This window comes from Methylobacterium sp. W2, from assembly GCF_020662345.1.
In the GTDB taxonomy this organism is placed as follows: Bacteria; Pseudomonadota; Alphaproteobacteria; order Rhizobiales; family Beijerinckiaceae; genus Methylobacterium.
Map to the genome: position 1 here is coordinate 19,174 of NZ_VMOA01000047.1, position 23,954 is coordinate 43,127.

Below are 23,954 nucleotides of genomic sequence, written 5' to 3' on the forward strand. Positions count from 1 at the left end.
CATGTCGGAAAAATATGGCTGGTTTTCTATTGTCGGTAAAACGTATCTAGATCGCTATCCCGACGTGCTAGTTCCATACGGCCCGCGAAAAAGGTCACCCATGGCCTTCCGGCGGAACAGGGTCCGCCAGCGTCTCCGTTGATGCTCCGGCCGATCGTGGATCATGTGGCAGCGCTGGCAGAAGGCCGCGAGGTTCGAGCCGGCGTTGTTCGCGGTGTCGTGGTCACGGTGAGCGGCCGCCAGGACAACCCGCGTCGTACGGACCGTCCCGAGCACGTCGTCAGTTCCTATAGCTAGGCAGACGATCCGCCCTGCCCCGTCCCGCCAGGTTCCCGCCTCCGCGTCCCACCAGCGGCCATCGCCAAGATGATAGACCGTCCGGCCGTGCGGACGCCGGCAGACCTCACAGCGCCCCCCTGCCCTACGGAAGCGGATCACCGCCGAGAGCTGAGGCTAGTCGATGGGGTAGAAGAAGCGATGCTCGCGCCGGATGGGCATGGCTGCAAAGGGCCACGCCTGGCGGTCCCTATGCAAGTGCGATAGCGCGGATTGTTACCGCGACGGCGCACGATCAAACTGATAGAGAGGCCGCTCCCGCACCTTACTCTTTCGGCTCGGTGTCCTCAACGCTTGTGCCCAATGCGCCACCGTCGGGCATAGAGTGCGGCTCGTGCTTATCTCTGCCTGCCAAGCCTGATCCTGCGGGTGCCGCCGTGCTCCGGCGGTGGCTCTCTCGCAGCTGTTGTTCCCGTATGGTCTCGCGTCGCTGCTGTTCCAGTAGCCAATCACGGCCGGGCGTGAGCGGGCGCCATGGTGGGGAGGGAGCACCCAGTCGGATGGCGCTCGGGAAGCGGAATAGCCAGATTGCGAGCAACATCCACGGAACGACAAAGATGGCGAACGCGGTCAGACCCATGGCGACCCTCCTACTGAGAGTTGGGGATCGGGTGTGAACGCTGGATGGGCCGCTTTTGATCCTCTCGGCAACGCACTGCAGGCTCGGTTGCCTGGGCCACCCATCGGGTCGCTGAGCGAAGTTATGTGGTGGTAGCGAAGAGGGACAGCTCCTGAGCTGCGTCGTCGTCAGCTAGCTCTAGCCGTTCCGAACTCTGCAGCCTCCAGGGCCATCAGCCCTTTACCCTTCTTGAAGGCCATATGAGCCTTCTTCTCGCTCAGCAAATTTTGAATTTCTAGGATCTGAGAAGCGACTGAGGGCATCTTCTCCAGGATTTGGACAGCCAATTTTGAAAGCTCGTTAAGCTCATCGAATGGGTTTTCTTTAAGTACGACCTGTTGCAACACGAAAGCAAGGCGGGAGCATGGTGAGTGAACGTTTGCCTCGTTTATCATTTCGCTTTCACGAAGAATGCGACAATGATTTTTGATAACTAAGCTTGTGGCTGAGCCTGCATTGCAGATTTCGGCGCCGTTCACGAAAACAGTTTCTCCGGGTCTAATCGTAAGCTTTAATGCCATCGGTCAACTCCTTTTGAGCTAATTAAATTAGTGCGTCAGACCCAGTGTTCGTGTCTCTCCAAGGTACCTATTGCAGGTTAACGATAAATTAACCATGCGATTGAAAGGCCGCCTCGCCACGGTAATCGGTGCATCACTTTAATACCAGGTTAGGAAGTTGAGGGCCCTGGTGACGTGCCTTCGAAATTAGAGGGTTCTTAGATCCAAAGGATCAAAATCAATGTCTTCCGGCATCACTCTTACCGCTGCGACCCGTCAGAACCTGCTCTCGCTGCAGGGCACCGCCGATCTGCTGACCCAGACCCAGAACCGTCTGTCGACCGGCAAGAAGGTCAACTCGGCCCTCGACGATCCGACGAGCTTCTTCACCTCGCAGTCGCTGTCCGGCCGCTCGGGTGACCTTGGCTCGCTCCTCAACGGCATCTCCAACGGCGTCCAGACGATCCAGGCTGCCAACCAGGGCATTACCTCGATCCAGAAGCTGGTCGATTCTGCCAAGTCCACCGCCAACCAGGCGCTGGCCGACAAAAGCGCTGTCACCAGCGGTACGCCGGCAACGGCCGCGATCCTCTCGGCAGGGACCTCCTTCCAAGGCACCACCACGGCTGCCACCGACGGCACGCAGGATTTCTCTGGCACCCGCAATGCTGTGTTCACGGTGAACGATGGCACCAACACCACCACCATCACTCTTGATGCTTCGACGCTGAGCGGCGTGACGAGCAACGTTGGCAAGGCCACCGCGGACGACGTGGTCAAGGCCATCAACAACCAGCTTGCCAACGATACCTCGAACCCGGCCGCGGTCTCCGCTTCGAAGACGACAGATGGTCGGATCGTTTTCACGTCGACCGCGACCGGCAAGGACGCAACGGCGACGGTCACCAATGCGGCGAACAACGAAGTCGACCTTGGTTTTGGTGTTGCCACGACTGCGCTGACTGCAAAAGGTGCGGACGCCAAGAACGGGGCAATCGCCGCAAAGATTGAAGGCCTGTCGATTGCTGATCTTGCAGATGCAGGAGACGGTATCGACTTCACGACTGCTACGGCGGATTTCAACATCCAGCTTGGCTCTGGTGCTGTAAAGACAATCAAGCTGGATGCAGCTAGCTTGGCTGATGCAGCTGATATTACTGCTGTTACCGGAGACGAAGTTGCTACCGCAATCCAGTCTCAGCTGGACGCTGATACGGGATTCAAAGGTAAGCTGACCGTCGCCAACACCGATGGCAAGCTGAGCATCACCTCGACGGGGGCTGGCTCTTCTGAAAAAATCACCGTTGATGCATCCAAAGGTGGCGATACCGATGTCGGTTTCGGCGTTGCGGGAGCTAGCACGAAGGCATTGGTAGGCACTGGCGAAGGTTCCGCTAGCGGCACAAACGCAACCCGCCAGTCTTTAGCTAAGCAGTTTAATACCCTCCTGGAGCAGATCACTCAGCAGGCGAAGGATTCGAGCTACAACGGCATCAACCTGCTGTACCGCTCGGGCACCGACAAGGCCGAGAACTCGCTGAAGGTCACCTTCAACGAGACGGGCTCTTCCAACTTGAACATCGAGGGTGCCAAGCTCGACTCAGATGGCCTTGGTCTCACCTCGATTACCGGTGGGTTCCAGTCCGATGACGAGATCAACAAGGCACTGACGGCCATCACCTCCGCCACCAGCCAGCTTCGCGCCCAGTCCTCGACCTTCGGCTCCAACCTTTCGGTTGTGCAGAACCGTCAGGACTTCTCGAAGAACCTGATCAACATCCTCGATACCGGTGCAGCCAACCTGACGAACGCGGACCTCAACGAGGAAGCCGCCAACTCCCAGGCCCTGTCGACCCGCCAGTCCATCGGCATCTCGGCCCTCTCGCTCGCCAACACGGCGCAGCAGGGCATCCTGCAGCTCCTCCGCTAAGCGGATCAGCCTCCACGACGATGAGCGGCCGGGGGAAACCCCGGCCGTTTTCGTTTGAGCCTACAGGAAGCCCGAGCCCGCATGCCCTTTGAAGGCGTTCGCCCGGCGGATGTACCCGACGACCGTCCTCGGATCGCGATGGCCTGACACATCCATGATGCGGGTCATGTCGGCGCCGCGGTCGGCTGCCGTTGTGATGAAACCGGCACGGAGCGAGTGGCCGCCGAATAGCGCAGGGTCGAACCCAGCCAGCGCGGCGTAGTGCTTCACGAGATCCCCGATGCTTCGATCCGTCAGGCGTTGGGCCCCCCGCACCCTCCCCGACCGCGACACCGGCCTGAACACCGGCCCTTCTGTGATCCCGGCCGCGTCGAGCCAGTCCCGCACCAGGGCGACCGGGCGAATGAATCGCCCGTGCGGGATCGCCTTCTCGATGCCCCTGCCCTCTTGGTCCGTCTTCGACCGCCGGACCATGACCCGCAGACCCTTGGCATCCTCGCGGAGATCAGCGACATCGAGCGAGGCCAGCTCGGAGCGACGGAACGCGCCGGCGAACCCTAGCGCGAGCAGCGCCTTGTCCCGCTTGCCGGCCAGCCCGGGCGGGACGTGCTGCATCATCGCGGTAATGACCTCGGCCGTGGCCGGAGACTTCTGCGTCGGCCGTACCCCGACCCGACGCCGGATCCCTTTCACTGTCGCGTGGATGCCCTCGTCGTCGGTCGGGTCCGCGAGCCCGGCGAGTTTGTGGGCGTACCGGATCGCGGCGAGGCGCCGGCCGATGGTCGATACCGCCCTCCCCGCCTCAGCCTCATGGACCAGGAACTCGGCGATGGCGTGCGCCGATGCGGGCATGGATTGGAAGCCGAACCGCAAACACCACGCGCCGAACGCTGCGGCGTCCCCGCGGTAGGCCCGCACGGTAGCGTCAGCCTTCGAGGCCCGCTGGTACGCCTGGACGATCGTGGAGACGACGACCGGTAGGTTCTCGCCAGATCCGGCGGAAACCTCTTCGGCCTCGACCACGACGGTGGGCAACGGATATAGCCCTGGCTTCATTGTCTCACCGGCCTTTTGACCCGCCTGTCTCAAAACTTCCGAGAATGACCGGTATCGGAAGTTATGCTCAGCGGTATGGCATGGCAACAGTTTCGCGCTGTAATGCTGTAGCGCCATCGCTTCCTTGAGGCCGTGGCTTGTCCTTATCGACAGCCGAAGGATATTGGGCGCGGACAAAAACGGGCGGCAGCACGAATGCCACCGCCCTCCCTCGATGCCTCGTGCCCGGCTTATGCAGCCGTCCTTGGGCCGAACGTCCGAAACGGCTCGAGGTCCGGCAACAAGGTATCGCTTCACCTGTTCGCTGGCCAGTTCCCCGATGGTTCGCTGCTACAATGCTGCAGCATGACAGCACCATGGCAGGCTGTATTACTCACTGACCTTCCGGCCGGCCTTGATGGCCTCGACGGAAGGATGGCCGTGCTTCTGCAGGGCAGCGTCGATGCCTTCCATGATGACGTCATGCACCTTCACGTCACGGGTGAACGCGATCTCTCGCAGACGGCGATGCACCTCGCGCGGCAGGTAGACGGAGGTATGGACCACCTCGGGTCGAGCCCGCCGGGACGGTGACTTCGGAGCAGGCGCGGGCTCGGCGGGCGCAGGCTGGCTGGATGGCGCGATCCCCGCGCCTGAGAGAGTGAGGCCGCCGACGATCGAAGGTCGCTTGCTCATGCCTTGTTGCCCTTCATCTTGCGATCCGCCCAAGCCCATAGGGCGCGCACCTCGTCGGCGGCTTTTCCTTCGCTGGCGTATTCCGTCACCCCCTGTCCTGCGGCCAGGGCGTCTTGATGGTCCGCCCGCTGGGTCAAGGCCGGCTCCGCCAGCACCCCAAACATGCCGAGGCCATTGGCGGCTTCGGTCGCGCGCGAGCTGCGCCCGGCCGGACACTGGTTAAGAACGAAGGCGAAGCGGTCTCGCATCTCCAGGCGCATCAGCGTCTCAATGGTCGGCATGGTGGCATGCAGGTCCAAACGCGACGGGCGTGCCGGTATCAGGGCGAGGTCGGCCACCTGCATGGCAAGGTTGCCGCCGGTCGAGGACACGCCGGCCGTGTCGAGTATGGCGAGGGTGTAGCCTTCGCCGTCTAGAGCCTTCAGGATCGCCGCAAGGCTTCCGAGCTGATCGGGTCCGATGCGGTCGACGGCGGGGGCGTCGGCGGTGCGCATATCTCCCCAGGTTCCGAGCGAGCCCTGCGGATCTAGGTCGAGCGCGATGACGCGCTCCCCGGCCTCTGCTGCGGCGACCGCCAGCGAAGCGGCAAGCGTGGTTTTGCCGGCTCCGCCCTTCTGCGTGACGAGGGTAAGGGTTCGCATGGGCATCCTATCGTGCTGTCCCGTCACAGCGGTAAAGCACAAAAGCATGAAAGCATCATCACCGGACAGCGTTGCCGCACGATAAGATGATAGCATTTCCGCGCTGCCATGCTGTCACGTCAAAATGCTGTAGTGCTGTAATTTTACAGCGCTGCCATATAGACCGCGACCAGCACGGCAGCGGTAATGACATTGCCCCGGCCGACCTCGTGTCCGGCTCGCGAGAGGATGCCACGCTGCCAGCGCTGGAGCCGACCGATACCGCGAGCCATGTCGGAATAGCCGAAGGCGAGGGCGGCTCGCTGAGTGAGACGGAGTTTCATCGGGTGGCGTCCTGCTAGGAGATTTCGCGGTCGGAGTCAGAGCCCCGGAGCCAAACGACTTGGCTGCCGTGATGCTGTTCGGGAGCGCCGAGGGACGGTTCAGTGTCGCCGCCGTCCTCAAGGGTCTCGTCGCCGTCGAGGCCGTCGAGAATGGCAATCAGCCGGTCGGCGGCATCCATGGCCGCCAGGGCTGCGACCTCGATCTCGGCTCGGATCACCGCCGGGGAGGGGAGAGGAGTTTGCGCCACGGTGGCGCGCTTCGGATGGAAGGTGTGGACGTTGCTCATGGTCAGGCCACCGCCGCTTGAAGGTCGTGGGCAAAAGCCGCGGTCTGAGCTGGGTCGCCGTTCTCGATCACCGCCCGAGCGAGGATGCACAGCCGCTCATCCGCCTCCCCAGACAAAGCCGGCTTGCGCCGTTCGGCCTCTACCTCGCAGGCTTCCATCAGCCGGACGCACTGTTCCAGGACTTGTCCGGCGAAGATGCCGGCGGGCGTGTCTCCCATCCCATCGTCATGGCACCGCGGCTGGCACTTCAGCGCGTGGCAGAGTTCGTGGAGCAGATCGGCGATGTCATAGAGCCCGCGCATTTCTCGCAGCGAGATCGCCGCCACGTCGGGCAGGGGGAGGACCTCGACAGGAGGAGGGGCGTCACTGGACACGAGCGCCAAGACCGTTTCCGAAACGCCACGCAGAGCGCGCAGGCAGTCGCTCCCCGTGTCGTCAATTGAGTAGTCGCTGACATACCGAGGGAGGCAGCCAGCCCATGCAAGGAGACCGGCTGTCGTTGTGGGGCGAACCATCAGAAGTGCGTTGAATGCCTCTACGTCGCGACGCAGCGGCTCTTTTTCCGCAGCCTCGGCAGCGTCATACTCTGGCGTCCCAGGGTCGTGTCCCAAGCAGTGGTGTAGCTTCAGGGTGGTCATCGGCGGTTGCCGGGTAGGGTCGGGTTGCGACGACCAACCCCGCACCCGAGAGACCCCCGATGACCGACGAGATCATGGCCCTGCGCGAGCTGATGGAGAAGAGTGCCGACGCTGATCTGCTGCGCGAGATGATCGGTTTTGCAGCCGAGCGACTGATGGAGCTGGAGGTGGGCGGCCTGACCGGCGCGGCCCACGGCGAGAAGAGCGCCGAGCGGCTGGTCCAGCGCAACGGCTACCGTGACCGGGACTGGCAGACGCGCGCCGGCACGGTCGAACTGCGCATCCCGAAGCTGCGCAAGGGCTCGTACTTCCCCGGCTTCCTGGAGCCGCGACGGATGGCCGAGAAGGCACTGACGGCGGTGATCCAGGAGGCCTACATCCAGGGCATCTCGACCCGCTCGGTCGATGATCTGGTCCAGGGAGGGCCCCATCGCGGCAAGCCGCGATGGGAACCCGCGATGGGCGGCACGGGCGTGTCGAAGAGCCAGGTCTCGCGTCTGTGCCAGGAGATCGACGAGCGGGTTGGCGCATTCCTGGACCGCCCCATCGAGGGCGAGTGGCCGTATCTCTGGATCGACGCGACCTACGTGAAGGTCCGCCAGGACGGGCGCATCGTCTCGGTGGCCGTCATCGTGGCGGTCGGCGTGAACACCGACGGTCGCCGCGAAGTCCTCGGCATGGATGTCGGCCCGTCGGAAGCCGAGACGTTCTGGACGGACGACCTCACGCAAGCTCGCCCGGCGCGGCCTGCGCGGGGTCAAGCTCGTGATCTCGGACGCCCATGAGGGCATCAAGGCCTCGGTGGCCAAAGTCATGAACGCGACTTGGCAACGCTGCCGTGTGCACTTCATGCGCAACGTGCTCGCCCATGCCGGCCGTAGCGGGCGGCGCGTCGTGTCGGCCTTCATCGCTACCGCGTTTGCCCAGGACGACGCGGAGGCGGCCCGGCAGCAATGGCGACGGGTGGCCGATCAGCTCCGGCCCAAGGTGCCCAAGCTCGCCGTCCTGATGGACACGGCGGAGCCCGACGTGCTCGCTTACATGGGCTTCCCGGCCGCCCACCGGGTCAAGCTCCACTCCACGAACCCCCTCGAACGACTGAACGGCGAGATCAAACGCCGGACCGAGGTCGTGGGCATCTTCCCCAACGAGGCCGCCATCACTCGCCTCGTCGGCGCAATCCTGCTGGAGCAGAACGACGAATGGGCCGTCCAGCGGTCCCGCTACATGACCCTGGAAAGCATCGCCCCAATCGGCGATGATCCCCTCGTCAGCCTGCCGACCCTGGCAGCCTGATCCTCCCAGCCCAAGCCGGTAATCGTGGGGGCCCTCAGCGAGCTACACCACGCCGAGGGACACGACCCGTCCCAGCTCGAATTTCAGACAAGGCTTCCATGAGCGGCCGCCATTCCGCATAGGTCTGCCGATGGCGCTCGATCACCGCGAAAACAGGGTCCAAGGCTTCACCGGCGGTCGCTAGGCTCGCCCCTACCGGCTGCCCCTTCCAATCCACCCCCGCGAGCGAGAGACAGGCGTCGATCAGCTTGCGCGCCGCCTCTTCCTTGACGTCTTCCTCGGACCCCAAGCTGGCGTCTGGACCGTAGTTTCCCTGAGGCCAGATGTTCGGGATCGTGGCGCGGGCCATCGCAGCGAGACCGAGAAGGGTGCGCGGGTTAGACCGATAGATGGCCATACCGATGTCGGTCGCGACGCCGAAAGCGTCCTCCTCTGCCTCGCTGGTTTCAGCATGGCGGGGAACTGCTTCGGCCCTGCGATAGTCGTCTATCGTCGGCCCGCCGCGAGCGCACGCTTCACGAATGATCCTCTCGTACTGCTCCGTAGGCTCCCGCCCGGCTTCGACGGTCACAAGCCAGGCTGCGTGCGCCTCATCGAACTGCCGAGCGAGCGCCAGGATTTCAGCATCGTCATTTGCGTGAACCGCGAGCGGCCCCCGGCCGAGCGCGTATTCCTTCCCGGCCTCGAACACGGCATTCGACCGAAAAGCGAGATCATGGAGGGCATCGAGCCGGAGTTCCCGGCGGATGCGGTCTTCAATCGGCCGGTTGGCCTCTTGGTCGGTCCCGGCGCGCTCGTTGAACAGCCGGCCGGACTCTCCGCGAGCAACGCTGAACATGCGCATTGCCATGAAGCTGATCCAATCGGCGACCGGCTTGCGGTGCGCCCGGCCGCTCGCGTCCTCGTAAAGGATCGTCCCGTCTCTCGGCTGAAACTCAATCGGGATGGCCTTCGTGGGATCGGCAGCGCGGGCCAGCTCATCGAGCCGGAGGAGGCGGCGCAGCTTGTCGAGCTGGCCGGCTTTCATGTCCGGATGGCAGTCGTCCCACGATGTGCTGCGCCGCTCGAACTCCGCGAGGGCGAGGTCGTGCAGCCGTTGTGCCTCGTTGGCCACCACGAGATCTACCCGTAGGAAGCCTGCGGGCTGGCCGTGCGGATAATCCAGGAACCCCGCAGGCGGGCTGTTCCAATCCACCTCCGGCTCGGCCTCCACCGGCTTCGGACGCCGGATCACACGGGCTGCGGATGCCTTCAGCGAGGCGGCACGCTCGCGCAGGGTGGGCTTAGCGGGGTCGCGATGGACGAGGCGGGCGAGGGGATTGCGCATCGAATAGCTCCTCAGCGTTGTGATGCTGTCATGCTGTCGTGCTGACATGTTGCAATGCTTCAGGCGAGGGTGGCGAGACCGACGAGGGCCATTCCGCCGAAGACGATGACCAGGGCGGCAGCTACCTCGACGCCGGACATGAGGGCGCGGAGGATCGGGGCGACCGGCTCGCGGGGAGGCGTCACCGGCAGGAAATCGAGATGCAGCGAGCGGGCGAGGTCGCCGGCACGGGCCAGGACCGCGGCGTCCGTGATGCCGTCGTGCTGAATGTGCCAGCGCAGATGACGGAGGAGCGTCAAGGAGCCGAACCGGGTCGCGCAGGGCGTCAGCAGCAGGCGGTCGAGGGCGGCGCTCATCTCGACCAGGGCTCTGGCCATGCGAGCCTCGGGAGCAGCCTGCCAGATGGACCAAGCTTCGTCGTGAGCGTCGATGGCGGCCAGCACTGGGTCGGCGTGGAAGGGCACCCGCTCGACAACGGTGGTCGGGACGAGGGGCAGGGAGAAATCCGGGATCTCGGCATAGGTCATCGGTCGGGCTCCAAAGGGCTCGTGGCGGCAGGATCGGGGAAGGGGTGCCGGTTACCCGCCGGCAGGGATCGGGGCTGCTAGGCGGTCGCGTAGGCCATGGCAGCGGTGCGGAGGCGGCTGGCCTTGTGGCGGGCGGCAACCTCGTCGGCGCGCTCGCTGTAGGAGGTCGAGAGGCCGACGCGGACACGGGGCTCGATGGCGTCAGCGGCCTTCAGGGCCTCGACACCGAGACCGGCGAGGCGGGCAGTCTCGCGGGCCTCAGCCCATGCCCGCTTGAGCGCCGAGGTGAAGCAATCGCGGCCGATCGAGCGGAAGGGAACGCGGGGGTAGTTGTACGAGGAGCGGAACAGCTCCCAGGCGCGGGCTAGGACACCGCGACGGAGAGCGGCAGGCATCGGAGCCACGGGCGCAGCAGCCGGGACGACGAGGCGGCGAGCGGCGTGGGCGCAGGCCCAGAAGAAGCGGAGGGCGCGGGAGAGGGCGGCGCCCCAGGTCAGGGTCGGGTCGTTCCGGGGGTGCTTGCGGGCCTCGACGATGGCGCAGGACATGATCGCCGGCACGTTGAAGGTGGAGCCGGTGACGAGGCCGCGATCCATGCCGACCTTGGCGCGGCCAGCTTCGCGCTTGGCGTCGTTCTCGGCCTGGATGGCAGCGGCGAACTCGGCTTTGGTCGGGCCGGTGTCGCGGATCTCGCGGAGAACCATCGACCAAGAGAGGGTGCGGGAATGGAAGGACATCAGCCCGGCCCTCAGGAAGCGGCGACGGCACGGGTGCCGAGCTTGCGGACGAGGATTTCGCGAGCCTTGGCCTTGTCAGCAAAGCCGCCACGGACGCGCTTCACCTCGACGCCGAGCCAGACGTGATCGAGTTCGGCCTTGTCGGTGTCACGGACCCGGTAGAACTGCCCGGCGAGGGTTTCGATGATGTTGGGCGTTGCTGTATCTCCGTTGCAGGGCTATATTTGCTCACTAGCTGCAACGTATCACCAGTCCTGCATCAGAAATACAGGTTCGGAGAGAGAATGGCCCTTCGCGTCACGCCCCGCATGTGCAAGGCCGCTCGCTCACTCGCGGGATGGGGGCAGGGCGAGCTCTCCGCCGCTTCTGGCGTCTCGAAGTCCACCATCGGAGCCTTCGAGGCGAAGGACGAAGACGCTCGCCTGACAACGATGAACAATCGCGCGCTTGTTGAGGCATTCGAGAAGGCCGGGCTGGAGTTCATCCCTGCGAACGGCGGTGGTGCTGGCATCCGGTTCCGGGACAACCCGGCTGCCGACCCGGCGTTGGGCGCTCCATAAAAGAGCCCGGGTTTTTTTATCGGAATGGGGGTGGCCCGTAGGAAAACGCGGTCAGACTCGCGTGCCCTAAAAGCCTCTTTTAGAGAGCAGTAGATCAGGCACTCGGACCTAATGTTCAGTACGCTCATGGACCGACATCAGCAGGTGTCTCTGCGCATCGAGTTTGAAACTCACCTCCCGCGGGCATGATCGCGGGACCATTCCTGCCGTGACACGTTCCACTTCCAACAAACTTAGGATGGAACGACTATGAAGGCTGGTTTCCGGACATTATTTTCCCTGGCGGGCGCGCTACTGAGTGCGACAGCCGCATGGGCTGAGCCTCCAAAGGCAGCAGTTTTCGACTTCCAGCTTGCCAATCTCGGCATCCAAGGCCCAACGGAGGCCGATAAGGCACGTCTTGGACCATTAAGTGACCTATTGCGCACCCTTCTAAAAGACAGTGGCCGTTATGTCATCGTATCAACCGATCCCGTAAAGGAAGAAGTCACCAAAGGATCGGACTTGCGGCACTGCAATGGCTGCGCCGAAGAATATGCGAAGAAGCTCGGTGCCGATGTCGCGATCACGGGTGAGATCCAGAAGGTCTCAAATCTCATCTTGAACATCAACGTCTATGTGAAGGATCTCCGGGGCGACAAGGCCGAGCAGGCCTACAGCGTGGATATTCGAGGAGACAACGACATCTCGTTTGATCGAGGCATTAAGTACCTCGTGAAAAACAATCTGCCTCAGTCGGAAGCTTCTATGCCCATCTCCTCCGATACGCACGGCATGATAGCGATCTCAAACGCTGCAGACATCAAGTGGCAACCGGCTCCAAATGACCTGCCAAAGGGTATCGAAATTAGTTTACTCGACGGTGATCCAGCTAAGCCTGGACCCTTCGTGCTGCGGCTAAAGATCCCGGCTAATACGACTATTGCTCCGCATACCCATTCAACCGCTGAAACGGTGACAATCTTGTCCGGTTCTCTCGTGCACGATATGGGAAGTACGATAGATAAGGGACGTGGAAAGATGCTGGGAACAGGGGGGTTCGTATCCTTGCCGGCGGATATGGCTCATTCATTATGGTCAACCGAAGAACAGGTTGTGATTCAAGTAAGCGGAACGGGACCGTTTGGATTGAACTACATCAATTCGGCCGATGATCCGAGTAAGTCTAGCAGCGCAGATCGCTAACGCGAATTAGAAATCAGGCTACGGTTATTTAACCGCCCCGTCCGCATCCTGTCCGTCGAGCCAAGTTGCGTACCGGCTCAGCGTGAGATGAACGACCCACCCCGCCGGCCCCGTGATCAGATCGGGGCGGCGGGGGTGAGCGTTTTGACGGCTGGAGACTTCTTACAACGTGCATGCGTGGGAGTGATGCCGAGCTAGCTTGGCTGCTCCTCGGTCTTTTCGATCTCCGGATCGTCTTCTTCCGGGATCGAGGGCGGCTTCCGCTCAGGCGGTTGGGACGTGGCCGGCGGATTGTCGATGGGCTGCAAATCGGCGCCAGGCTGTGGTGTATCGGCTGCGGTCACGGGTTTGTTCCCTCATCGTTGCAAGAAGCAAAGCCTCCCATGATCGGAAGCGTTCCAGAGCGCGACCGAAGCTCGGCCTTGCCCCTCAAGCATTTAGCGCATCGTGAAGGAGAAGGCCGGCGTCAGCCCTGCCTTCCGGCCGGTCTAGGTACTTCGGCACGACGCACCAGTTCGCCATACAAGCCGATTTTGAGAGCGAGACCTTGCTTTCCGAGATCCGCCCCCGAGTTGGAGCGCATCGAGCCATTGCCCGCGGTCGCGACCTAGTCTCGCCATGTAGGAACACCTCAATCTCGCTTCCGTTGAAGTCGAAACTTGGAGCGAACCGATGGTCGATGACGTTGCACCACGCGAACCAAAAACTCCGCTACCGCTCCACCCCGCGGAGAAGGCCAAGGAACCGGCCGGCCTCGCCGACGCTGGCCCAACAGGCCCGCGCTCAGTAGAGCCTTCCGCGGATAAAGGGCCTTCGACAGGGGGATATGATGACCATTCCCCCAGCAACCACCCAACCAACAAAAAGGGTGGCTACGGCGCGGGATAACGACAGCTCGTCGTCCTTGTCTCGAAAGTAGCCCCGCGGCCATAAGCATCGTGGGGCTTCCTTAATCAGGTACGCTGGCCTTGAACCGACGATTAGCAGTCGTCGCTGCCGGGCTTCACAACCTGCCCCTCGGCCGGCTTCTTCTCGCCGGCGGCCGGCTGGGCGTTGGCGCCGACATTGTTCATGGCGCCGACCGTACCGGGCGACTCGGCCTTCGCACCTGGGGTCACTTTGGCATCGGAGCCGCCGTCTACCTTGGAGCTCTTGTCAGCCGCAGCTTGCTTGTCCTGGCTATTGGATGTCGTGCCGACGGCGCAGGGAGCTGCGATCGTGGTGGCGGCCGTGAGCGTTAGTATGGCCGTGGCAGCAGCGAGCGAACGGATGATCGTCATGTTTCCTCCTGGATCTTTGTCCAGGCGACCAACCATGTGCTGGGTTTGCCTGTTCCTCCACGAAGAAGTCGCACCAAGAAAGCCCTAAAATTCGATAGGCGTCGTGACCCTTTTCAGCGCCGATGCGTTGGCTGCTGCCGAACAAGGAGATCCTCATGGCAGCGAACGACAAGGCCACGACCTACACCCTGAAGCAGGCTCTCGCGGCGAAGGTTGGCGACCACGTCGAGATCGCTGTGGAAGCTGAGGACGGTACCAAGTTCAAGATCGTAGCGACCGCCGAGCAGCTTGAGGCTCTGACGGGCGATCTGGAAGGCATCCTCGACGAGGACGACGCCAAGGCCGAGGCCGCGGAGTAGCGGATTACGGCTCCTCATTGATCGTTAACCATATGACCCCCATATGAGGATCATGCCGATCGCGACCCACGTCGCTTGATCGGGAACGGCCACGATGCCGGGATAGGGTGACGCCGGATGTACGCGCACCTTGGCCCAGCGTCCGTGGCCGTTAACTTTTCAGGGAGCTGCTGCTCTCGATGCGGCCCGGCCCTCTGCTACTTTCCTCTTCTACCCGCCCGCTTGGCCTAGAGCGCGTTTGGCGCCCGTCAGGCTGCGGCAGTCTTCCGCGGCCGGCCGGCTTTTTTGGGCTTCTCAGACACCGGCTCGGCCTCTTCCGGCGCGGCTGACGCCGCCTGTGCCGTCTTGCGCCGCTGCAGCCCAAGGCCAAGCGACCGGGCAAGCTCCGAGCGCTGCGCCGAGTAGCTCGCGGAGGTCATCGGGTAATCCGGCGGCAGGCCATGCTTCGCGCGGTAGGCTTCGGGGCTCAGACCGCGAAGGGTCAGATGGCGGCGCAGCGTCTTGTAAGGCTTGCCGTCCTCGAAGCTGATCAGTGCGTCCGGTGTGATCGACTTCTTGATTTGGACTGGCGTGGCCTTCTCGATCTTGTCCTCAGCTGCTGTGGCGGTTCCGCCCGTCGTGAGACCGCTGACGGCAGCGTGCACGTTGGTCAACAACTCGCCTAATGCGCTCGCGGGGACCGAATTGTTGGAGACGTAGGCGGCGACGATGTCAGCGGTGAGTTCGATGTAGTTTGACGAAAAGTCTTGGGTCTTGTCGGACATAGCATTCTCTCTGATGGCGAATAAAAGCACGATAGGATGTGATTAATTTCATTCACAACACACTCTGCAACCATTGGATAAAAATATTGTTGATATATTGTCATCTCGAAACATGCAGCGCCGATTGGGCCCACTGATATGGCGTTTTAGAACGAATAGAAGTCCTACCCAAGGCTCGGCCTTTTCGGGAATGCAAGGCCTATTCCTCCGTCCAACCCAGTGCTGAGATCGCGGAGGGACTACCGCTCGTGTTTACGTATGAGCCTTTCGCTCGCACTGCCCACGGCATCGAAGGAGACCATGTCCAAAAAGCCGACCCTGTTCGCTTACCTGATCGCAGTCGAGCAGCCCGACGGATCCGACCATATCTATGCAGTCCTAGCGGATACGATGGACAGAGCGATGGAGGCAGCGGTCGTCTATGAGGGGGGAAGGGGAACGCCGCGCTACGCAGGGACGCTAGGCACTCGTTCCATCGAACGCATCAGCCTGGAGGCGGGCGAGGTCCGGCTTATCGGAGTTAGCCGCGCCGGAGATCGTCATCGTCTGTCGGGCATTGCGGGCATTTAGCTTCTCGGCTTTCCCGGCTCTACCGCCCACTCTCGTCAATCCAGGCATGCCTCATATTCGGGATCATTCCGAAGCCGCCCTACGTTGCATATTCGCTGCGAAACCGTGGTGCGGAGTGTGCCGTGTTCAATCCCTTCCTGTCATACCTCATGCTGGCTTTTGAAGCGCAAAAGGTCATTGAGTTTCGGATGGTTCGGCTTGCGTGGGGAGGCCGTGAGGCGCGCGAAGAGGCACACTCAATGGTTTCAGAGAAAATCAGCGCAGCTATCGAGGCAACGAACACGTTGATGCTCGGCGGCTCCCCCGAGACCGTGATCGCCCGCTATCGTCAGCACGTGGCTATCAACACGAAGCGACTGACTGCGCTCTGAGGGCTATCATCATGGCTGATGTGATCGAGGCCGATTTTGGTAGCCATCCGCTTCTGGCGAACGGTCTATGTCATGTGTTCGGTGAAGCAGCAGGTCTGGTCGTAGGACTGCGGACCATTAGGGCACCACACGGCGATGAGTTGCAGGTTACGGTCAGTGCTCCCGCTCTTTCCGTTCCCCGGGCTGTAGCCGTCGTTCTTGCGGACCCGGATGGGCAGGCAGAGGCAGATCGGATTGGCAAAGGCGTGCTCGAAGCCCTTCAGTTTGCTCAGAAGCTAGCTGAAGGTGTCGATTAAAATATTTGGGAAGATGACTTATTTGCCTCCCGAGGCCTCATAAGCATCTATAGCTCTGCGGCAATTCTCTGATATTTTGTCTCTATTTTTTTTGAAGCATTCATCCATGGCAGGATCGTCAGGACTAATATTGCCACAATATGTAAGCGCATCCCCTGTACAATACTTTTTCAAATCTGGGTTTCCGCGCTTCGTCGAAGATGCATCTGGCGCTGCCATTGCACTTCCTACAGCAAAAATGCCAAAGCTGAGGGTGAGTAAGAAGCTGCGCATTCAGAGTTTCCATCTTTAAGTGAAGGCACCTGGAATCAATCCCTTGGGAGAAATTCATCGATGCTTTGCCGAGCTAGAAGGCCCCCCGGCTTTAAAGCCAAGGGGCCTGCCGCAAGCTACTTCGACATGCCGCTGGAACTCGTGCCACCGCCGCTACTATGACCACCCATCGGGGCACCACCAGGTGCTACAGAGCCACTGTTGGCGCCGGGGGCCATAGAGGACCCAGGAGCTTCCATGGAAGTGCCTGTGGCCGAGCCCGTCGAACGCTCCATGCTTTTCTCGCTGTTGCTCTTCACGCTGCCGGGGTTGTTCATGTTGCCTTCGGTGCTGCCACCGCCCGCTGCGGTCTGAGCGAAGGCAGCCCCTGAGAGAGCAAGGGTGAGCGAAGCAGCGACGATAAGTGACTTGGTTGTCATGTGCGTTTCTCCCGATTGATCTTAATCGGTGTTCAAACGCGACGGTGATCGTTTTCGTTCAAACGCTCTAAAATACGTCGTTGACGAGCTTCCTATGGTGGTCGCCGGTGGTCTTCTCGTCAGACCCATTTTGCGAGTTTAACCTTGTTGATAGCGCCTGCCATGCTGAGAGACTTGGCTTTCGCGCCCAGCGGCACCTCGGCACCGGAGCCGCTATCTATCGAGCCCCCGATCAAATTTCCGATCAAGCGTCATAGCTCTCGATGCTCGGGTTCCCTGTAGCGCTCCTGGTTCACGGCGTTAGGAAACCGCTAACTATCCAGGTTCAACCTGGGGGCCATGTCAAAACGTACCGTAAGAACAGCGAGAGGCGCCCTCTGGCTGGCATCCCTAGCTCTATGCTGCATCTGTGCCTTCCAACTGATGAAGATCCCGAAGACTGCTCCACAGCCGGCAGACCATGCCTCGCTGAGCCGCGACCCTGAAACGACTGGGTCGGTCGATCCACGGCCTATCAAAGTGTGCAAACCGAGCATTTGCTGATGGCCTTGCACAGCATGGTAAGGGCGGTCACCAATTGTTAACCGTACTCTCGCCCCGGCGCCGTTCGATCCTGGGGGCGCCCCTGTGAAGATGGCCCCGCGGTGAGGCTCCTGCCGCAAAACCTCGTTGCATCGACCCGACTTATGTTGGAGGCGGGAGCGACGATTGACGACCGCAATCCACCGTCGATACTGCCCCCGTTGCCCTGCGGCCTGCCTCAACGGGCATTTAGGGTGACGGCGGGTCGGGCACGCGCCGCGAACGTTCGCCCGACCCGCTTTTATGGCCTAGGTTATTCGGCTGCAGCAGCCTTGCGGGGCCGACCTGCACGCTTCTTCTCGGGAGCAGGTGCGTCTGACATCACCTCATTCTGCGGAGCCTTCGCAGCCACAGCCTTCGAGGCACCCTCGCGCTGCTGCCGAGGTCCAATCGTTCTAAGACGCTTCCTACTACATGCCCCCGCCCGCACCACCGCCGGCGCTACCGGTCCCGGATGCACGTGCAGGCTGGCTGGAATTGCCACCTGCGGCCGAGTTCGAGGTAACTGTGTCTGCGCCGGTAACACCGCGAGAGATCGTGCGTCCCGGCCGACCACCGGTCGTGCTTGTGCTGGTGGTTACGGCGGTGCCGCGCTTCTTGCTTCTGGATCGGGCGTCCGCTGTCGTTCCCATTTGGACGAGGACGAAAGATGCGAGGGCTACGGTGCAGGCGGTGAGGGTCAAAGTCTTCATGGATGCTCCTGTCAATGCAGGTGGCAACACGGGGCCCTTCCCTAATTTCCATGCCTGCTTCGATATGGCATCCAAACATGGGAAAACCCTGCGACAACTTTCGCTGCGCGGGGTCGGTCATTCATAGGAGCACCGTGGAGGATAACTCCGGAGAGGGCGAAGCATGGGGCGTGCCGGGGGTTAGGTCTCTCGGTTACCCGAGGCGTCCAACCGAGCGAGCAAGTTACGGCCCTTCCATAGCTCTAGAGGGCGTCCGTCCGTCATCGCGTGCAGCTGGCGAAACGCTTCCTCCTCGTTGTCGGCGGCAATCTCACGCACTCGTAAGATCCGATCACCGAGGTCTTTCAAATGGGCCCGGTACTGAGGGTGCGGAGCCTCTACTTCGCGGAGAGATGCGAGGTCGATAGGCAAACGGCGTTCCTTCAAAACGTTGCGCGACGAGGCGCAGTACGTATGGGATGCCGAGATTGTTTCGTCTGAGCGTCAAAAAACCCGCCGCGGCCGAAGCCGGGCGAGTTTGAAAGCAGTCCGTCCATTGAGCGGGTAGAACTACGTAGATGCGACTCCGGTTCCCATCTCACCCTACCTCGCGGTCCAAACCGATCTGGGCGGCGAAGCGGTAAACGACCGGAAAGCTTGCCCTACCTCTTCGCGGTAGCCGCCAGGAACCCGAGCATGAGTACCGTACGCGCCGAAGGATACATCGAGGCACTGGCCGGCATGAGGGCGACGATCCAGCATCGGATCGGCGGCGTTCTGGGCGGCGGCATCATCCTGGCACAGTTCATCGTGGCTAGGCAGATTGGTGCAGCTCCATTCCTAGGAATGCTCGTGACAGCGGGTGTCGTCACCTCGATCCTGCTCGATCATTTTGGCTGGATAGGCTTCGAGCGTCACCCGGCAACGATCTGGCGGATCTTCGGCGGCTTGCTGATGATCGGCGGCGTTGCCCTCGTAGCGATGCTCTAGAACCTCCACGCATCCCTTCCAGCCCGCACCTCAGCCAATTCCCGCCGCAGCGACTCGACCTCGGCGTGTAACTCGCCGGCATCCACCGCCAGCTCGACGCACTGGTCCTGGACCTCCGCGAGTTGGGCACGCAGCTCGGCATTCTCGGTCGCCAGGGCAAGCAGGAGCAGGGCGTCGGAAACGGCGGGCCTCCCTTGGATCGAGCAGGCCGTGGGCGTCGCCGATGAGGGTTAGCGTTGACTTAACCGCCCTGCCCGGCCGACATGCCATGTCCGGCCCCGTATCGCCCCAAGCGAGTCGTGAGCCGGCATCAGGAGAGATCACCGCCGCGAGATAGACCCTGAAACGACAACGGCCCCCCGTCGCCAAACGGGGAGCCGTCGAAATCGAAAATGGTCTGTGAGGACCGATGCAATCCCTCACAAGCCATATGACCCCCTCGGGAGTCAAGCGGGAACGCCAATTCCCGCATCGAGAAGTCGTGCCTTGTGCCTGCCGCGGCCCGAGAGGGTTGGGGACGATGTTTCACGCGACCATGGCCGCCGCGATCGACGGCGCGCGGACGCTTGCGCAGATGGACGAACTATCGCGTCAGGTCTGGCAGGGGCACGGGTCAGGGGCTTTGGCCGATGAGGAGGCCCAGGCACTCGCCGAACGGCTTCACGGGCGACGCAGCACGATCCGTGAGGGCATTGTGCCTGTCGGCATCCCCGCAAGCCGTGCGAGCCTGTTCCCGCCGCGGAGGAACGTCATCAGTCCCGACAAGGCCATGTCCAGGGATAGACGCCGCCTGCTGGCCTGTTCCGGCCCTATGCCGCCCGCCTTGGCCTCGCGCTTCACTACCGGCCAGCTCGCGGTCCTGCGCATCGTCGCTGACGAGGTCGCCGCCAAGGGCGTGTGTGGCCTCTGCATCGACGCGATAGCCGCGAGGGCCGGGGTCTGCCGTCGCCTCGCTCAGGCCGCGATCCGCCTCGCCGAGGGCGACGGGCTACTGACTATTGAGGAGCGTCGGCACGAGGGCCGGAAGAACTCGCCGAACCTCGTCCGCGTCATCAGCCGAGAGTGGCAGGCGTGGATGCGTCGTGCCGGCAGACCGAAGGCCGAGGGGATAGGGTGCAAAGCGATTCACCCCACGGATACAGGGGTTCTAACTCCGGGGAAAACCGAGACCAGCAAAACCCTAAGAAAGCTGCCGGAACGGCAGGGTCGCCTTCACGCCAGCGGCTCGCGAGAATCCAGGCGGACTGCGGAACGGGCGAAAGCCATGCGGTGAGGGTATGCGGCTGTTCGACAAGCCGGACACTGCTCTTCCGAACCGTCTGAGGCTTTGCGCGCGGCCGAACCGTACCGTGTGAAGGAAGAGCGCTTACCGGTCGGACGCGAGGTGCTGCTGGCTAATCGGTCTGCCGGACACTCAGCCGAGATGCGGTTCGCACAATCGACAACACGTCGCGGCGAAGGTCACTGTTCTCAATGGATGCATAAGCGGCGAGGATTTCGATGGCGCCAGGCTCAGCGAGAAACGGGAACATCTCGTCCTGCCCCTGGGGCTCACTCTCGCCGAAGAGAGCTGACATCGGTACTTCGAAAAACTGGGCGATCTGCTGTAGGCGGCCGCTGGCTATTCGATTCTGTCCATTCTCGTATTTTTGGATCTGCTGAAACGTAACTCCGGCGACTTCGCCGAGCGCAGTTTGTGACAATCCCTTAGCTTTACGGAGGGCAGCGATGCGCAAACCGACGGCACGATCAATGTCTGTCGTAGATTTAACGGTCATGCCACGTCCCACCTCTGTTTAGAAATAATTAATCATGACGTCACTTCAAACATGAAATATTTTGCGTTTCTGCTTGTGGCGTATTGCGTCAACTCTTGGCTGGTAAGCTGTAGCTCCGCAGTGTTGCAAGATCGCACTATCGCTGCTGGCGCTTTCAGGGCTCTGTATCGTTCAAATTCATCGCACGGGCCAACGACTTCCATGTTCAAGAAGCTCCTCCTCGCCACTGCGGCCACCGCTCTCCTGGCTGGCGCCGCTTCGGCCGCTGACCTGCCGCGTCGCGCCGCTCCCCCGGTCTTCGTACCGGTCCCGGTGTTCACCTGGACGGGCGCCTACTTCGGTATCAACGCAGGCTACGGCTTCGACGCCGGTAGCAACAGCGATCGTTACGCTCTCCCGGGTGGTTCGGTGCTGAACTCCTTCACCCGCACCCCGGTGGTCGTGTCCACCAACGGCGGCAACGACCTCGAAGGCTTCGTCGGCGGTGGCCAGGTCGGCTACAACTACCAGTTCACTCCGGGTTCGGGCGTGGTCGTCGGTATCGAAGCTGACGCTCAGTACACCGACTTCGGCAACAAGAGCCGCACTGTGACCGGCACCATCAGCCCCGTCGCCGGCGCTCTCAACAGCCCCGTCGGTGTCCGCGTCCCGGGCAACGAGATGAACTTCTTCGGCACCGTCCGCGGTCGTCTCGGCTACGCCTTCGATCGCGTCCTGTTCTACGGCACCGGCGGCTTTGCCTACGGCGACGGCGGCACTGGCCGCGACGACTTCCGCACCGGCTACACCGCTGGTGGCGGTTTCGAGTACGCCATGCCCACCGACTCGTTCTTCAACTTCTTCAAGTCGTCGGCCGTGACCCTGAAGGTCGAAGGCCTGTACGTGAACCTCGAGAACGAAGGCCGTACCGGCGAACGCTCGGTGTTCAACCCAGCTACCAACGTTCTTACGCTCAGCCGTTCGGTCACCGCTCGCGAGAGCGAGTTCGCCGTCGTCCGCGCCGGCCTGAACTACAAGTTCGGATCTTACTAAGGCTTTTCGTCTTATATCATCTGCCTGAGCATCCCCGGCCCGATCCAGCTGGTCGCTCAGCCAACAGACGCCCTAGGAGCTTCTCCTGGGGCGTTTTTCGTATGTGCATCGATCTCATCAGGGTGGTGAGAGGATGTGGCTGGCCAGTAGGGCGGACGAGCGCATCCCGATGGCCTGAGCTGGCTCACACACACTCTCGCCGAACTTCAGGAGGATCGTGGCTGCGGTGCGGGGCCTGTCCCGCTGCACACCGGAGCGAGCACGCCTATGATCAAAATCCTGACGGCGATCCTGTCGGTCTTCGTAGTCCTGGCGCTGGGCGCCTGTTTGACGATCCTGACGCTTCCGTTTCGAGCTGTCCGCAGCCTCGTGCGCAGCCGAGCCGTGCCTGCATGAAGCGGGTCTTTCTCCCGCACCTTAACGGTTTGTTGCCAACGTCCGGTTAGGAAGTCTCAATCTTTTGAGGACCTTCCCATGCGCGTGCTGCTGATTGAGGACGACGCTTCGATCGCAGCGAGCATCGAACTGATGCTCAAGTCGGAGAGCTTCAACACCTACACGACGGACCTCGGCGAGGAAGGAATCGACCTCGGCAAGCTCTACGACTACGACATCATCCTCCTCGACCTCACCCTCCCCGACATGTCGGGCTACGAGGTGCTCCGCAATCTGCGCGTGGCGAAGGTCAAGACGCCGATCCTCATCCTCTCTGGCATGGCCAGCATCGAGGACAAGGTGAAGGGCCTCGGCTTTGGAGCCGACGATTACCTCACCAAGCCGTTCCACAAGGACGAGCTGGTCGCCCGCATTCACGCGATCGTCCGCCGCTCACAGGGCCATGCCCAGTCGGTCATCACTACCGGCGACCTGACGGTGAACCTCGACGAGAAGATGGCGGCCATTGCCGGCAACCGGGTGAGCCTCACCCGCAAGGAGTACCAGATGCTGGAACTCCTTGCGCTGCGGAAGGGCACAACCCTTACGAAGGAGATGTTCCTCAACCACCTCTACGGCGGAATGGACGAGCCGGAGTTGAAGATCATCGACGTCTTCATCTGCAAGCTGCGCAAGAAGCTCGCCAATGCCTCCGCTGGCAAGAACTACATCGAGACCGTTTGGGGACGCGGGTACGTCCTGCGCGATGGCGTAGCCGAGATGCAGGCCTTGGCCGGTTAGAGCCTCTCACCCGCGTTTTGCGAGCAGGCTCCAGAACCGTTGCGCGTCGAACAGCGGCGTCTGGCCGCCTATCGGACCAGCATGTCGGGGAACTATGCCGCCTCCGGTTGAGCCTGCGCGGCCGGTGTTCCGCCCATGGTCGCAGATCCACCCGCCGATTTCCGCCTGTAGGACGCTCGCAGCACTGAACGAGTGAGTTGCCCGAGCTTCCGTTGGCATCTGCCTGGGTGTCACCGGACCAGTCGAAGCTGGCCCCCCCAAAACACTGAACTGGCCTCAGGACGTCGACTACGTTCGGCATCTGCATGCCGAAGCTCAGCCTGACGCTGGATGAATTCGAGGTCACCATCGTAATGAGCAGTTCCCTCCAATAGCCACCTCGCCAATGATATCGAGATGTCACCCGACCGTTTGCCCGGACCCTGAAACATCGCGGCCAATTACCCGTTCGCCACGTGCCCCCCGCAAGCGCCGGACCTTGGCGATCACCCAGTTAGGCCTCGGAAAGGCCGAATGACCCTTTGTGTTCAGTAAGAAGCTAGATGTGTCGATCCCAATCCGTAGCGGCTAGGATCTGACCTGACCGGCTGGCTTTGGACCGGGCTGATTGAGAGGATCAGCCAGGACTAAAGGAGCTGGACATGAAGCGAGGTCAGAAGACGGGTGCGGAGCAGGTGGTGCTGAAGCTGCGCCAGATTGAGGTGCAGACGGCCCAGGGTAAGAGTTTGGCGATAGCGTGCCGGGAGGCGGGGATCT

28 protein-coding genes and 2 pseudogenes are annotated in these 23,954 nt (G+C 62.0%); 14 read left to right on the plus strand and 16 right to left on the minus strand.

Features of this window, described 5'->3' with window-relative positions; all coding sequences use genetic code 11:
* Positions 1–54: 54 nt before the first annotated feature.
* Together FPV16_RS21215 and FPV16_RS21220 are read right to left on the minus strand one after the other, a co-directional pair.
* A complete protein-coding gene (locus tag FPV16_RS21215) occupies positions 55–438 on the minus strand; it encodes a hypothetical protein (protein WP_227440356.1) in 384 nt (127 codons plus the stop codon).
* A 645-nt stretch (positions 439–1,083) separates the two neighbouring features.
* A complete protein-coding gene (locus FPV16_RS21220) occupies positions 1,084–1,476 on the minus strand; it encodes a flagellar biosynthesis repressor FlbT (protein ID WP_227440357.1) in 393 nt (130 codons plus the stop codon).
* Positions 1,477–1,696: 220 nt separating this feature from the next.
* Here FPV16_RS21220 and FPV16_RS21225 point away from each other — a divergent pair, with 220 nt between their 5' ends.
* Positions 1,697–3,385, plus strand: a complete 1,689-nt coding sequence (locus FPV16_RS21225) for a flagellin (protein WP_227440359.1) — start codon at positions 1,697–1,699, stop codon at positions 3,383–3,385.
* A gap of 60 nt (positions 3,386–3,445) precedes the next feature.
* Here the strand turns inward: FPV16_RS21225 and FPV16_RS21230 are convergent, their stop codons facing one another.
* The 6 genes from FPV16_RS21230 to FPV16_RS21255 all read right to left on the minus strand — a co-directional run bounded on the left by FPV16_RS21230 (position 3,446) and on the right by FPV16_RS21255 (position 7,005).
* Positions 3,446–4,558: a site-specific integrase gene (locus tag FPV16_RS21230; RefSeq protein WP_227440361.1), complete on the minus strand. Its 1,113-nt coding sequence runs from the start codon at positions 4,556–4,558 to the stop codon at positions 3,446–3,448.
* A gap of 252 nt (positions 4,559–4,810) precedes the next feature.
* A complete protein-coding gene (locus tag FPV16_RS21235; RefSeq protein ID WP_227440363.1) occupies positions 4,811–5,116 on the minus strand; it encodes a hypothetical protein in 306 nt (101 codons plus the stop codon).
* Positions 5,113–5,757, minus strand: a complete 645-nt coding sequence (locus tag FPV16_RS21240) for an AAA family ATPase (protein ID WP_227440365.1) — start codon at positions 5,755–5,757, stop codon at positions 5,113–5,115. Before FPV16_RS21240 ends, FPV16_RS21235 begins: the two co-directional genes overlap by 4 nt.
* 143 nt (positions 5,758–5,900) lie before the next feature.
* Positions 5,901–6,080 (minus strand): hypothetical protein, encoded by a 180-nt coding sequence (locus FPV16_RS21245; RefSeq protein ID WP_227440367.1) that lies wholly within the window; start codon positions 6,078–6,080, stop codon positions 5,901–5,903.
* A 14-nt stretch (positions 6,081–6,094) separates the two neighbouring features.
* The gene (locus FPV16_RS21250; protein ID WP_227440368.1) at positions 6,095–6,367 is read right to left on the minus strand and encodes a hypothetical protein; all 273 of its coding nucleotides are present in this window, start codon (positions 6,365–6,367) and stop codon (positions 6,095–6,097) included.
* Between the two features lie 2 nt (positions 6,368–6,369).
* On the minus strand, positions 6,370–7,005 hold the full coding sequence (locus FPV16_RS21255; protein ID WP_227440371.1) for a hypothetical protein: 636 nt from the start codon (positions 7,003–7,005) through the stop codon (positions 6,370–6,372).
* 59 nt (positions 7,006–7,064) lie between these two features.
* Here FPV16_RS21255 and FPV16_RS21260 point away from each other — a divergent pair.
* Positions 7,065–8,301 (plus strand): annotated as a pseudogene (locus tag FPV16_RS21260) (IS256 family transposase).
* Positions 8,302–8,335: 34 nt separating this feature from the next.
* On the opposite strand, the gene FPV16_RS21265 reads toward FPV16_RS21260, so the two are convergent.
* From FPV16_RS21265 to FPV16_RS21275, 3 genes are all read right to left on the minus strand, one after another.
* Positions 8,336–9,628, minus strand: coding sequence for a hypothetical protein (locus FPV16_RS21265; protein WP_227440372.1), 1,293 nt, complete (start codon positions 9,626–9,628; stop codon positions 8,336–8,338).
* Between the two features lie 59 nt (positions 9,629–9,687).
* The gene (locus tag FPV16_RS21270) at positions 9,688–10,155 is read right to left on the minus strand and encodes a hypothetical protein (protein WP_227440373.1); all 468 of its coding nucleotides are present in this window, start codon (positions 10,153–10,155) and stop codon (positions 9,688–9,690) included.
* Between the two features lie 77 nt (positions 10,156–10,232).
* Positions 10,233–10,892, minus strand: coding sequence for a hypothetical protein (locus FPV16_RS21275; protein WP_227440374.1), 660 nt, complete (start codon positions 10,890–10,892; stop codon positions 10,233–10,235).
* A gap of 284 nt (positions 10,893–11,176) precedes the next feature.
* Here FPV16_RS21275 and FPV16_RS21280 point away from each other — a divergent pair, with 284 nt between their 5' ends.
* Together FPV16_RS21280 and FPV16_RS26470 are read left to right on the plus strand one after the other, a co-directional pair.
* Positions 11,177–11,452 (plus strand): helix-turn-helix domain-containing protein, encoded by a 276-nt coding sequence (locus FPV16_RS21280; protein WP_227440376.1) that lies wholly within the window; start codon positions 11,177–11,179, stop codon positions 11,450–11,452.
* A gap of 249 nt (positions 11,453–11,701) precedes the next feature.
* Positions 11,702–12,637 (plus strand): DUF2380 domain-containing protein, encoded by a 936-nt coding sequence (locus FPV16_RS26470; protein WP_227440377.1) that lies wholly within the window; start codon positions 11,702–11,704, stop codon positions 12,635–12,637.
* 194 nt (positions 12,638–12,831) lie between these two features.
* Here the strand turns inward: FPV16_RS26470 and FPV16_RS21290 are convergent, their stop codons facing one another.
* Positions 12,832–12,981, minus strand: coding sequence for a hypothetical protein (locus tag FPV16_RS21290; protein WP_227440379.1), 150 nt, complete (start codon positions 12,979–12,981; stop codon positions 12,832–12,834).
* 636 nt (positions 12,982–13,617) lie between these two features.
* Positions 13,618–13,917 carry a hypothetical protein gene (locus FPV16_RS21295; RefSeq protein WP_227440381.1) on the minus strand — a complete coding sequence of 100 codons (300 nt, stop codon included), beginning with the start codon at positions 13,915–13,917 and terminating at the stop codon, positions 13,618–13,620.
* A 155-nt stretch (positions 13,918–14,072) separates the two neighbouring features.
* Between FPV16_RS21295 and FPV16_RS21300 the strand changes: the two genes are divergently transcribed.
* A complete protein-coding gene (locus FPV16_RS21300; RefSeq protein WP_227440382.1) occupies positions 14,073–14,276 on the plus strand; it encodes a hypothetical protein in 204 nt (67 codons plus the stop codon).
* A 248-nt stretch (positions 14,277–14,524) separates the two neighbouring features.
* Here the strand turns inward: FPV16_RS21300 and FPV16_RS21305 are convergent, their stop codons facing one another.
* Positions 14,525–15,040: a MucR family transcriptional regulator gene (locus FPV16_RS21305; RefSeq protein WP_227440384.1), complete on the minus strand. Its 516-nt coding sequence runs from the start codon at positions 15,038–15,040 to the stop codon at positions 14,525–14,527.
* Positions 15,041–15,340: 300 nt separating this feature from the next.
* Here FPV16_RS21305 and FPV16_RS21310 point away from each other — a divergent pair, with 300 nt between their 5' ends.
* The 3 genes from FPV16_RS21310 (at position 15,341) to FPV16_RS21320 (ending at position 16,277) form a co-directional block, all read left to right on the plus strand.
* Complete coding sequence (locus FPV16_RS21310) at positions 15,341–15,610, plus strand: hypothetical protein (RefSeq protein ID WP_227440385.1); 270 nt, start codon at positions 15,341–15,343, stop codon at positions 15,608–15,610.
* 122 nt (positions 15,611–15,732) lie between these two features.
* On the plus strand, positions 15,733–15,981 hold the full coding sequence (locus FPV16_RS21315) for a hypothetical protein (protein ID WP_227440386.1): 249 nt from the start codon (positions 15,733–15,735) through the stop codon (positions 15,979–15,981).
* Positions 15,982–15,992: 11 nt separating this feature from the next.
* Positions 15,993–16,277 (plus strand): hypothetical protein, encoded by a 285-nt coding sequence (locus FPV16_RS21320; protein WP_227440387.1) that lies wholly within the window; start codon positions 15,993–15,995, stop codon positions 16,275–16,277.
* 18 nt (positions 16,278–16,295) lie between these two features.
* Here the strand turns inward: FPV16_RS21320 and FPV16_RS21325 are convergent, their stop codons facing one another.
* Entirely contained in the window at positions 16,296–16,496 is a 201-nt protein-coding gene (locus FPV16_RS21325) for a cysteine rich repeat-containing protein (RefSeq protein WP_227440410.1), read from the minus strand.
* Positions 16,497–18,963: 2,467 nt separating this feature from the next.
* On the opposite strand from FPV16_RS21325, the gene FPV16_RS21335 reads away from it, so the two are divergent.
* Complete coding sequence (locus tag FPV16_RS21335) at positions 18,964–19,212, plus strand: DMT family transporter (protein ID WP_413629332.1); 249 nt, start codon at positions 18,964–18,966, stop codon at positions 19,210–19,212.
* A gap of 520 nt (positions 19,213–19,732) precedes the next feature.
* The gene (locus tag FPV16_RS21340) at positions 19,733–20,485 is read left to right on the plus strand and encodes a hypothetical protein (RefSeq protein WP_227440390.1); all 753 of its coding nucleotides are present in this window, start codon (positions 19,733–19,735) and stop codon (positions 20,483–20,485) included.
* 121 nt (positions 20,486–20,606) lie between these two features.
* On the opposite strand, the gene FPV16_RS21345 is transcribed toward FPV16_RS21340, so the two are convergent.
* Positions 20,607–20,990: a helix-turn-helix domain-containing protein gene (locus FPV16_RS21345; protein WP_227440392.1), complete on the minus strand. Its 384-nt coding sequence runs from the start codon at positions 20,988–20,990 to the stop codon at positions 20,607–20,609.
* 201 nt (positions 20,991–21,191) lie between these two features.
* On the opposite strand from FPV16_RS21345, the gene FPV16_RS21350 reads away from it, so the two are divergent.
* The 4 genes and pseudogenes from FPV16_RS21350 to FPV16_RS21360 all read left to right on the plus strand — a co-directional run.
* On the plus strand, positions 21,192–22,022 hold the full coding sequence (locus FPV16_RS21350; protein ID WP_056145285.1) for an outer membrane protein: 831 nt from the start codon (positions 21,192–21,194) through the stop codon (positions 22,020–22,022).
* Positions 22,023–22,289: 267 nt separating this feature from the next.
* Entirely contained in the window at positions 22,290–22,418 is a 129-nt protein-coding gene (locus FPV16_RS26185) for a hypothetical protein (RefSeq protein ID WP_264483972.1), read from the plus strand.
* Positions 22,419–22,496: 78 nt separating this feature from the next.
* The gene (gene ctrA, locus FPV16_RS21355; protein WP_227440401.1) at positions 22,497–23,198 is read left to right on the plus strand and encodes a response regulator transcription factor CtrA; all 702 of its coding nucleotides are present in this window, start codon (positions 22,497–22,499) and stop codon (positions 23,196–23,198) included.
* A 641-nt stretch (positions 23,199–23,839) separates the two neighbouring features.
* Positions 23,840–23,954, plus strand: a pseudogene (locus FPV16_RS21360) (IS3 family transposase); the annotation flags it as partial.

What these genes read in the sequence shown, in the direction of transcription:
- FPV16_RS21300 (WP_227440382.1), top strand. Translation starts at nt 14,073, where the DNA reads ATGGCAGCGAACGACAAGGCCACGACCTACACCCTGAAGCAGGCTCTC.
- FPV16_RS26185 (WP_264483972.1), top strand. Translation starts at nt 22,290, where the DNA reads ATGATCAAAATCCTGACGGCGATCCTGTCGGTCTTCGTAGTCCTGGCG.
- FPV16_RS21255 (WP_227440371.1), bottom strand. Translation starts at nt 7,005, where the DNA reads ATGACCACCCTGAAGCTACACCACTGCTTGGGACACGACCCTGGGACG.
- FPV16_RS21240 (WP_227440365.1), bottom strand. Translation starts at nt 5,757, where the DNA reads ATGCGAACCCTTACCCTCGTCACGCAGAAGGGCGGAGCCGGCAAAACC.
- FPV16_RS21280 (WP_227440376.1), top strand. Translation starts at nt 11,177, where the DNA reads ATGGCCCTTCGCGTCACGCCCCGCATGTGCAAGGCCGCTCGCTCACTC.
- FPV16_RS21340 (WP_227440390.1), top strand. Translation starts at nt 19,733, where the DNA reads ATGTTTCACGCGACCATGGCCGCCGCGATCGACGGCGCGCGGACGCTT.
- FPV16_RS21250 (WP_227440368.1), bottom strand. Translation starts at nt 6,367, where the DNA reads ATGAGCAACGTCCACACCTTCCATCCGAAGCGCGCCACCGTGGCGCAA.
- FPV16_RS21305 (WP_227440384.1), bottom strand. Translation starts at nt 15,040, where the DNA reads ATGTCCGACAAGACCCAAGACTTTTCGTCAAACTACATCGAACTCACC.
- FPV16_RS21225 (WP_227440359.1), top strand. Translation starts at nt 1,697, where the DNA reads ATGTCTTCCGGCATCACTCTTACCGCTGCGACCCGTCAGAACCTGCTC.
- FPV16_RS21270 (WP_227440373.1), bottom strand. Translation starts at nt 10,155, where the DNA reads ATGACCTATGCCGAGATCCCGGATTTCTCCCTGCCCCTCGTCCCGACC.
- FPV16_RS21325 (WP_227440410.1), bottom strand. Translation starts at nt 16,496, where the DNA reads ATGGCAGCGCCAGATGCATCTTCGACGAAGCGCGGAAACCCAGATTTG.
- FPV16_RS21320 (WP_227440387.1), top strand. Translation starts at nt 15,993, where the DNA reads ATGGCTGATGTGATCGAGGCCGATTTTGGTAGCCATCCGCTTCTGGCG.
- FPV16_RS21235 (WP_227440363.1), bottom strand. Translation starts at nt 5,116, where the DNA reads ATGAGCAAGCGACCTTCGATCGTCGGCGGCCTCACTCTCTCAGGCGCG.
- FPV16_RS21230 (WP_227440361.1), bottom strand. Translation starts at nt 4,558, where the DNA reads ATGGCGCTACAGCATTACAGCGCGAAACTGTTGCCATGCCATACCGCT.
- FPV16_RS21335 (WP_413629332.1), top strand. Translation starts at nt 18,964, where the DNA reads ATGAGGGCGACGATCCAGCATCGGATCGGCGGCGTTCTGGGCGGCGGC.
- FPV16_RS21350 (WP_056145285.1), top strand. Translation starts at nt 21,192, where the DNA reads ATGTTCAAGAAGCTCCTCCTCGCCACTGCGGCCACCGCTCTCCTGGCT.
- FPV16_RS21275 (WP_227440374.1), bottom strand. Translation starts at nt 10,892, where the DNA reads ATGTCCTTCCATTCCCGCACCCTCTCTTGGTCGATGGTTCTCCGCGAG.
- FPV16_RS21345 (WP_227440392.1), bottom strand. Translation starts at nt 20,990, where the DNA reads ATGACCGTTAAATCTACGACAGACATTGATCGTGCCGTCGGTTTGCGC.
- FPV16_RS21310 (WP_227440385.1), top strand. Translation starts at nt 15,341, where the DNA reads ATGTCCAAAAAGCCGACCCTGTTCGCTTACCTGATCGCAGTCGAGCAG.
- FPV16_RS21220 (WP_227440357.1), bottom strand. Translation starts at nt 1,476, where the DNA reads ATGGCATTAAAGCTTACGATTAGACCCGGAGAAACTGTTTTCGTGAAC.
- ctrA (WP_227440401.1), top strand. Translation starts at nt 22,497, where the DNA reads ATGCGCGTGCTGCTGATTGAGGACGACGCTTCGATCGCAGCGAGCATC.
- FPV16_RS21245 (WP_227440367.1), bottom strand. Translation starts at nt 6,080, where the DNA reads ATGAAACTCCGTCTCACTCAGCGAGCCGCCCTCGCCTTCGGCTATTCC.
- FPV16_RS21295 (WP_227440381.1), bottom strand. Translation starts at nt 13,917, where the DNA reads ATGACGATCATCCGTTCGCTCGCTGCTGCCACGGCCATACTAACGCTC.
- FPV16_RS21265 (WP_227440372.1), bottom strand. Translation starts at nt 9,628, where the DNA reads ATGCGCAATCCCCTCGCCCGCCTCGTCCATCGCGACCCCGCTAAGCCC.
- FPV16_RS26470 (WP_227440377.1), top strand. Translation starts at nt 11,702, where the DNA reads ATGAAGGCTGGTTTCCGGACATTATTTTCCCTGGCGGGCGCGCTACTG.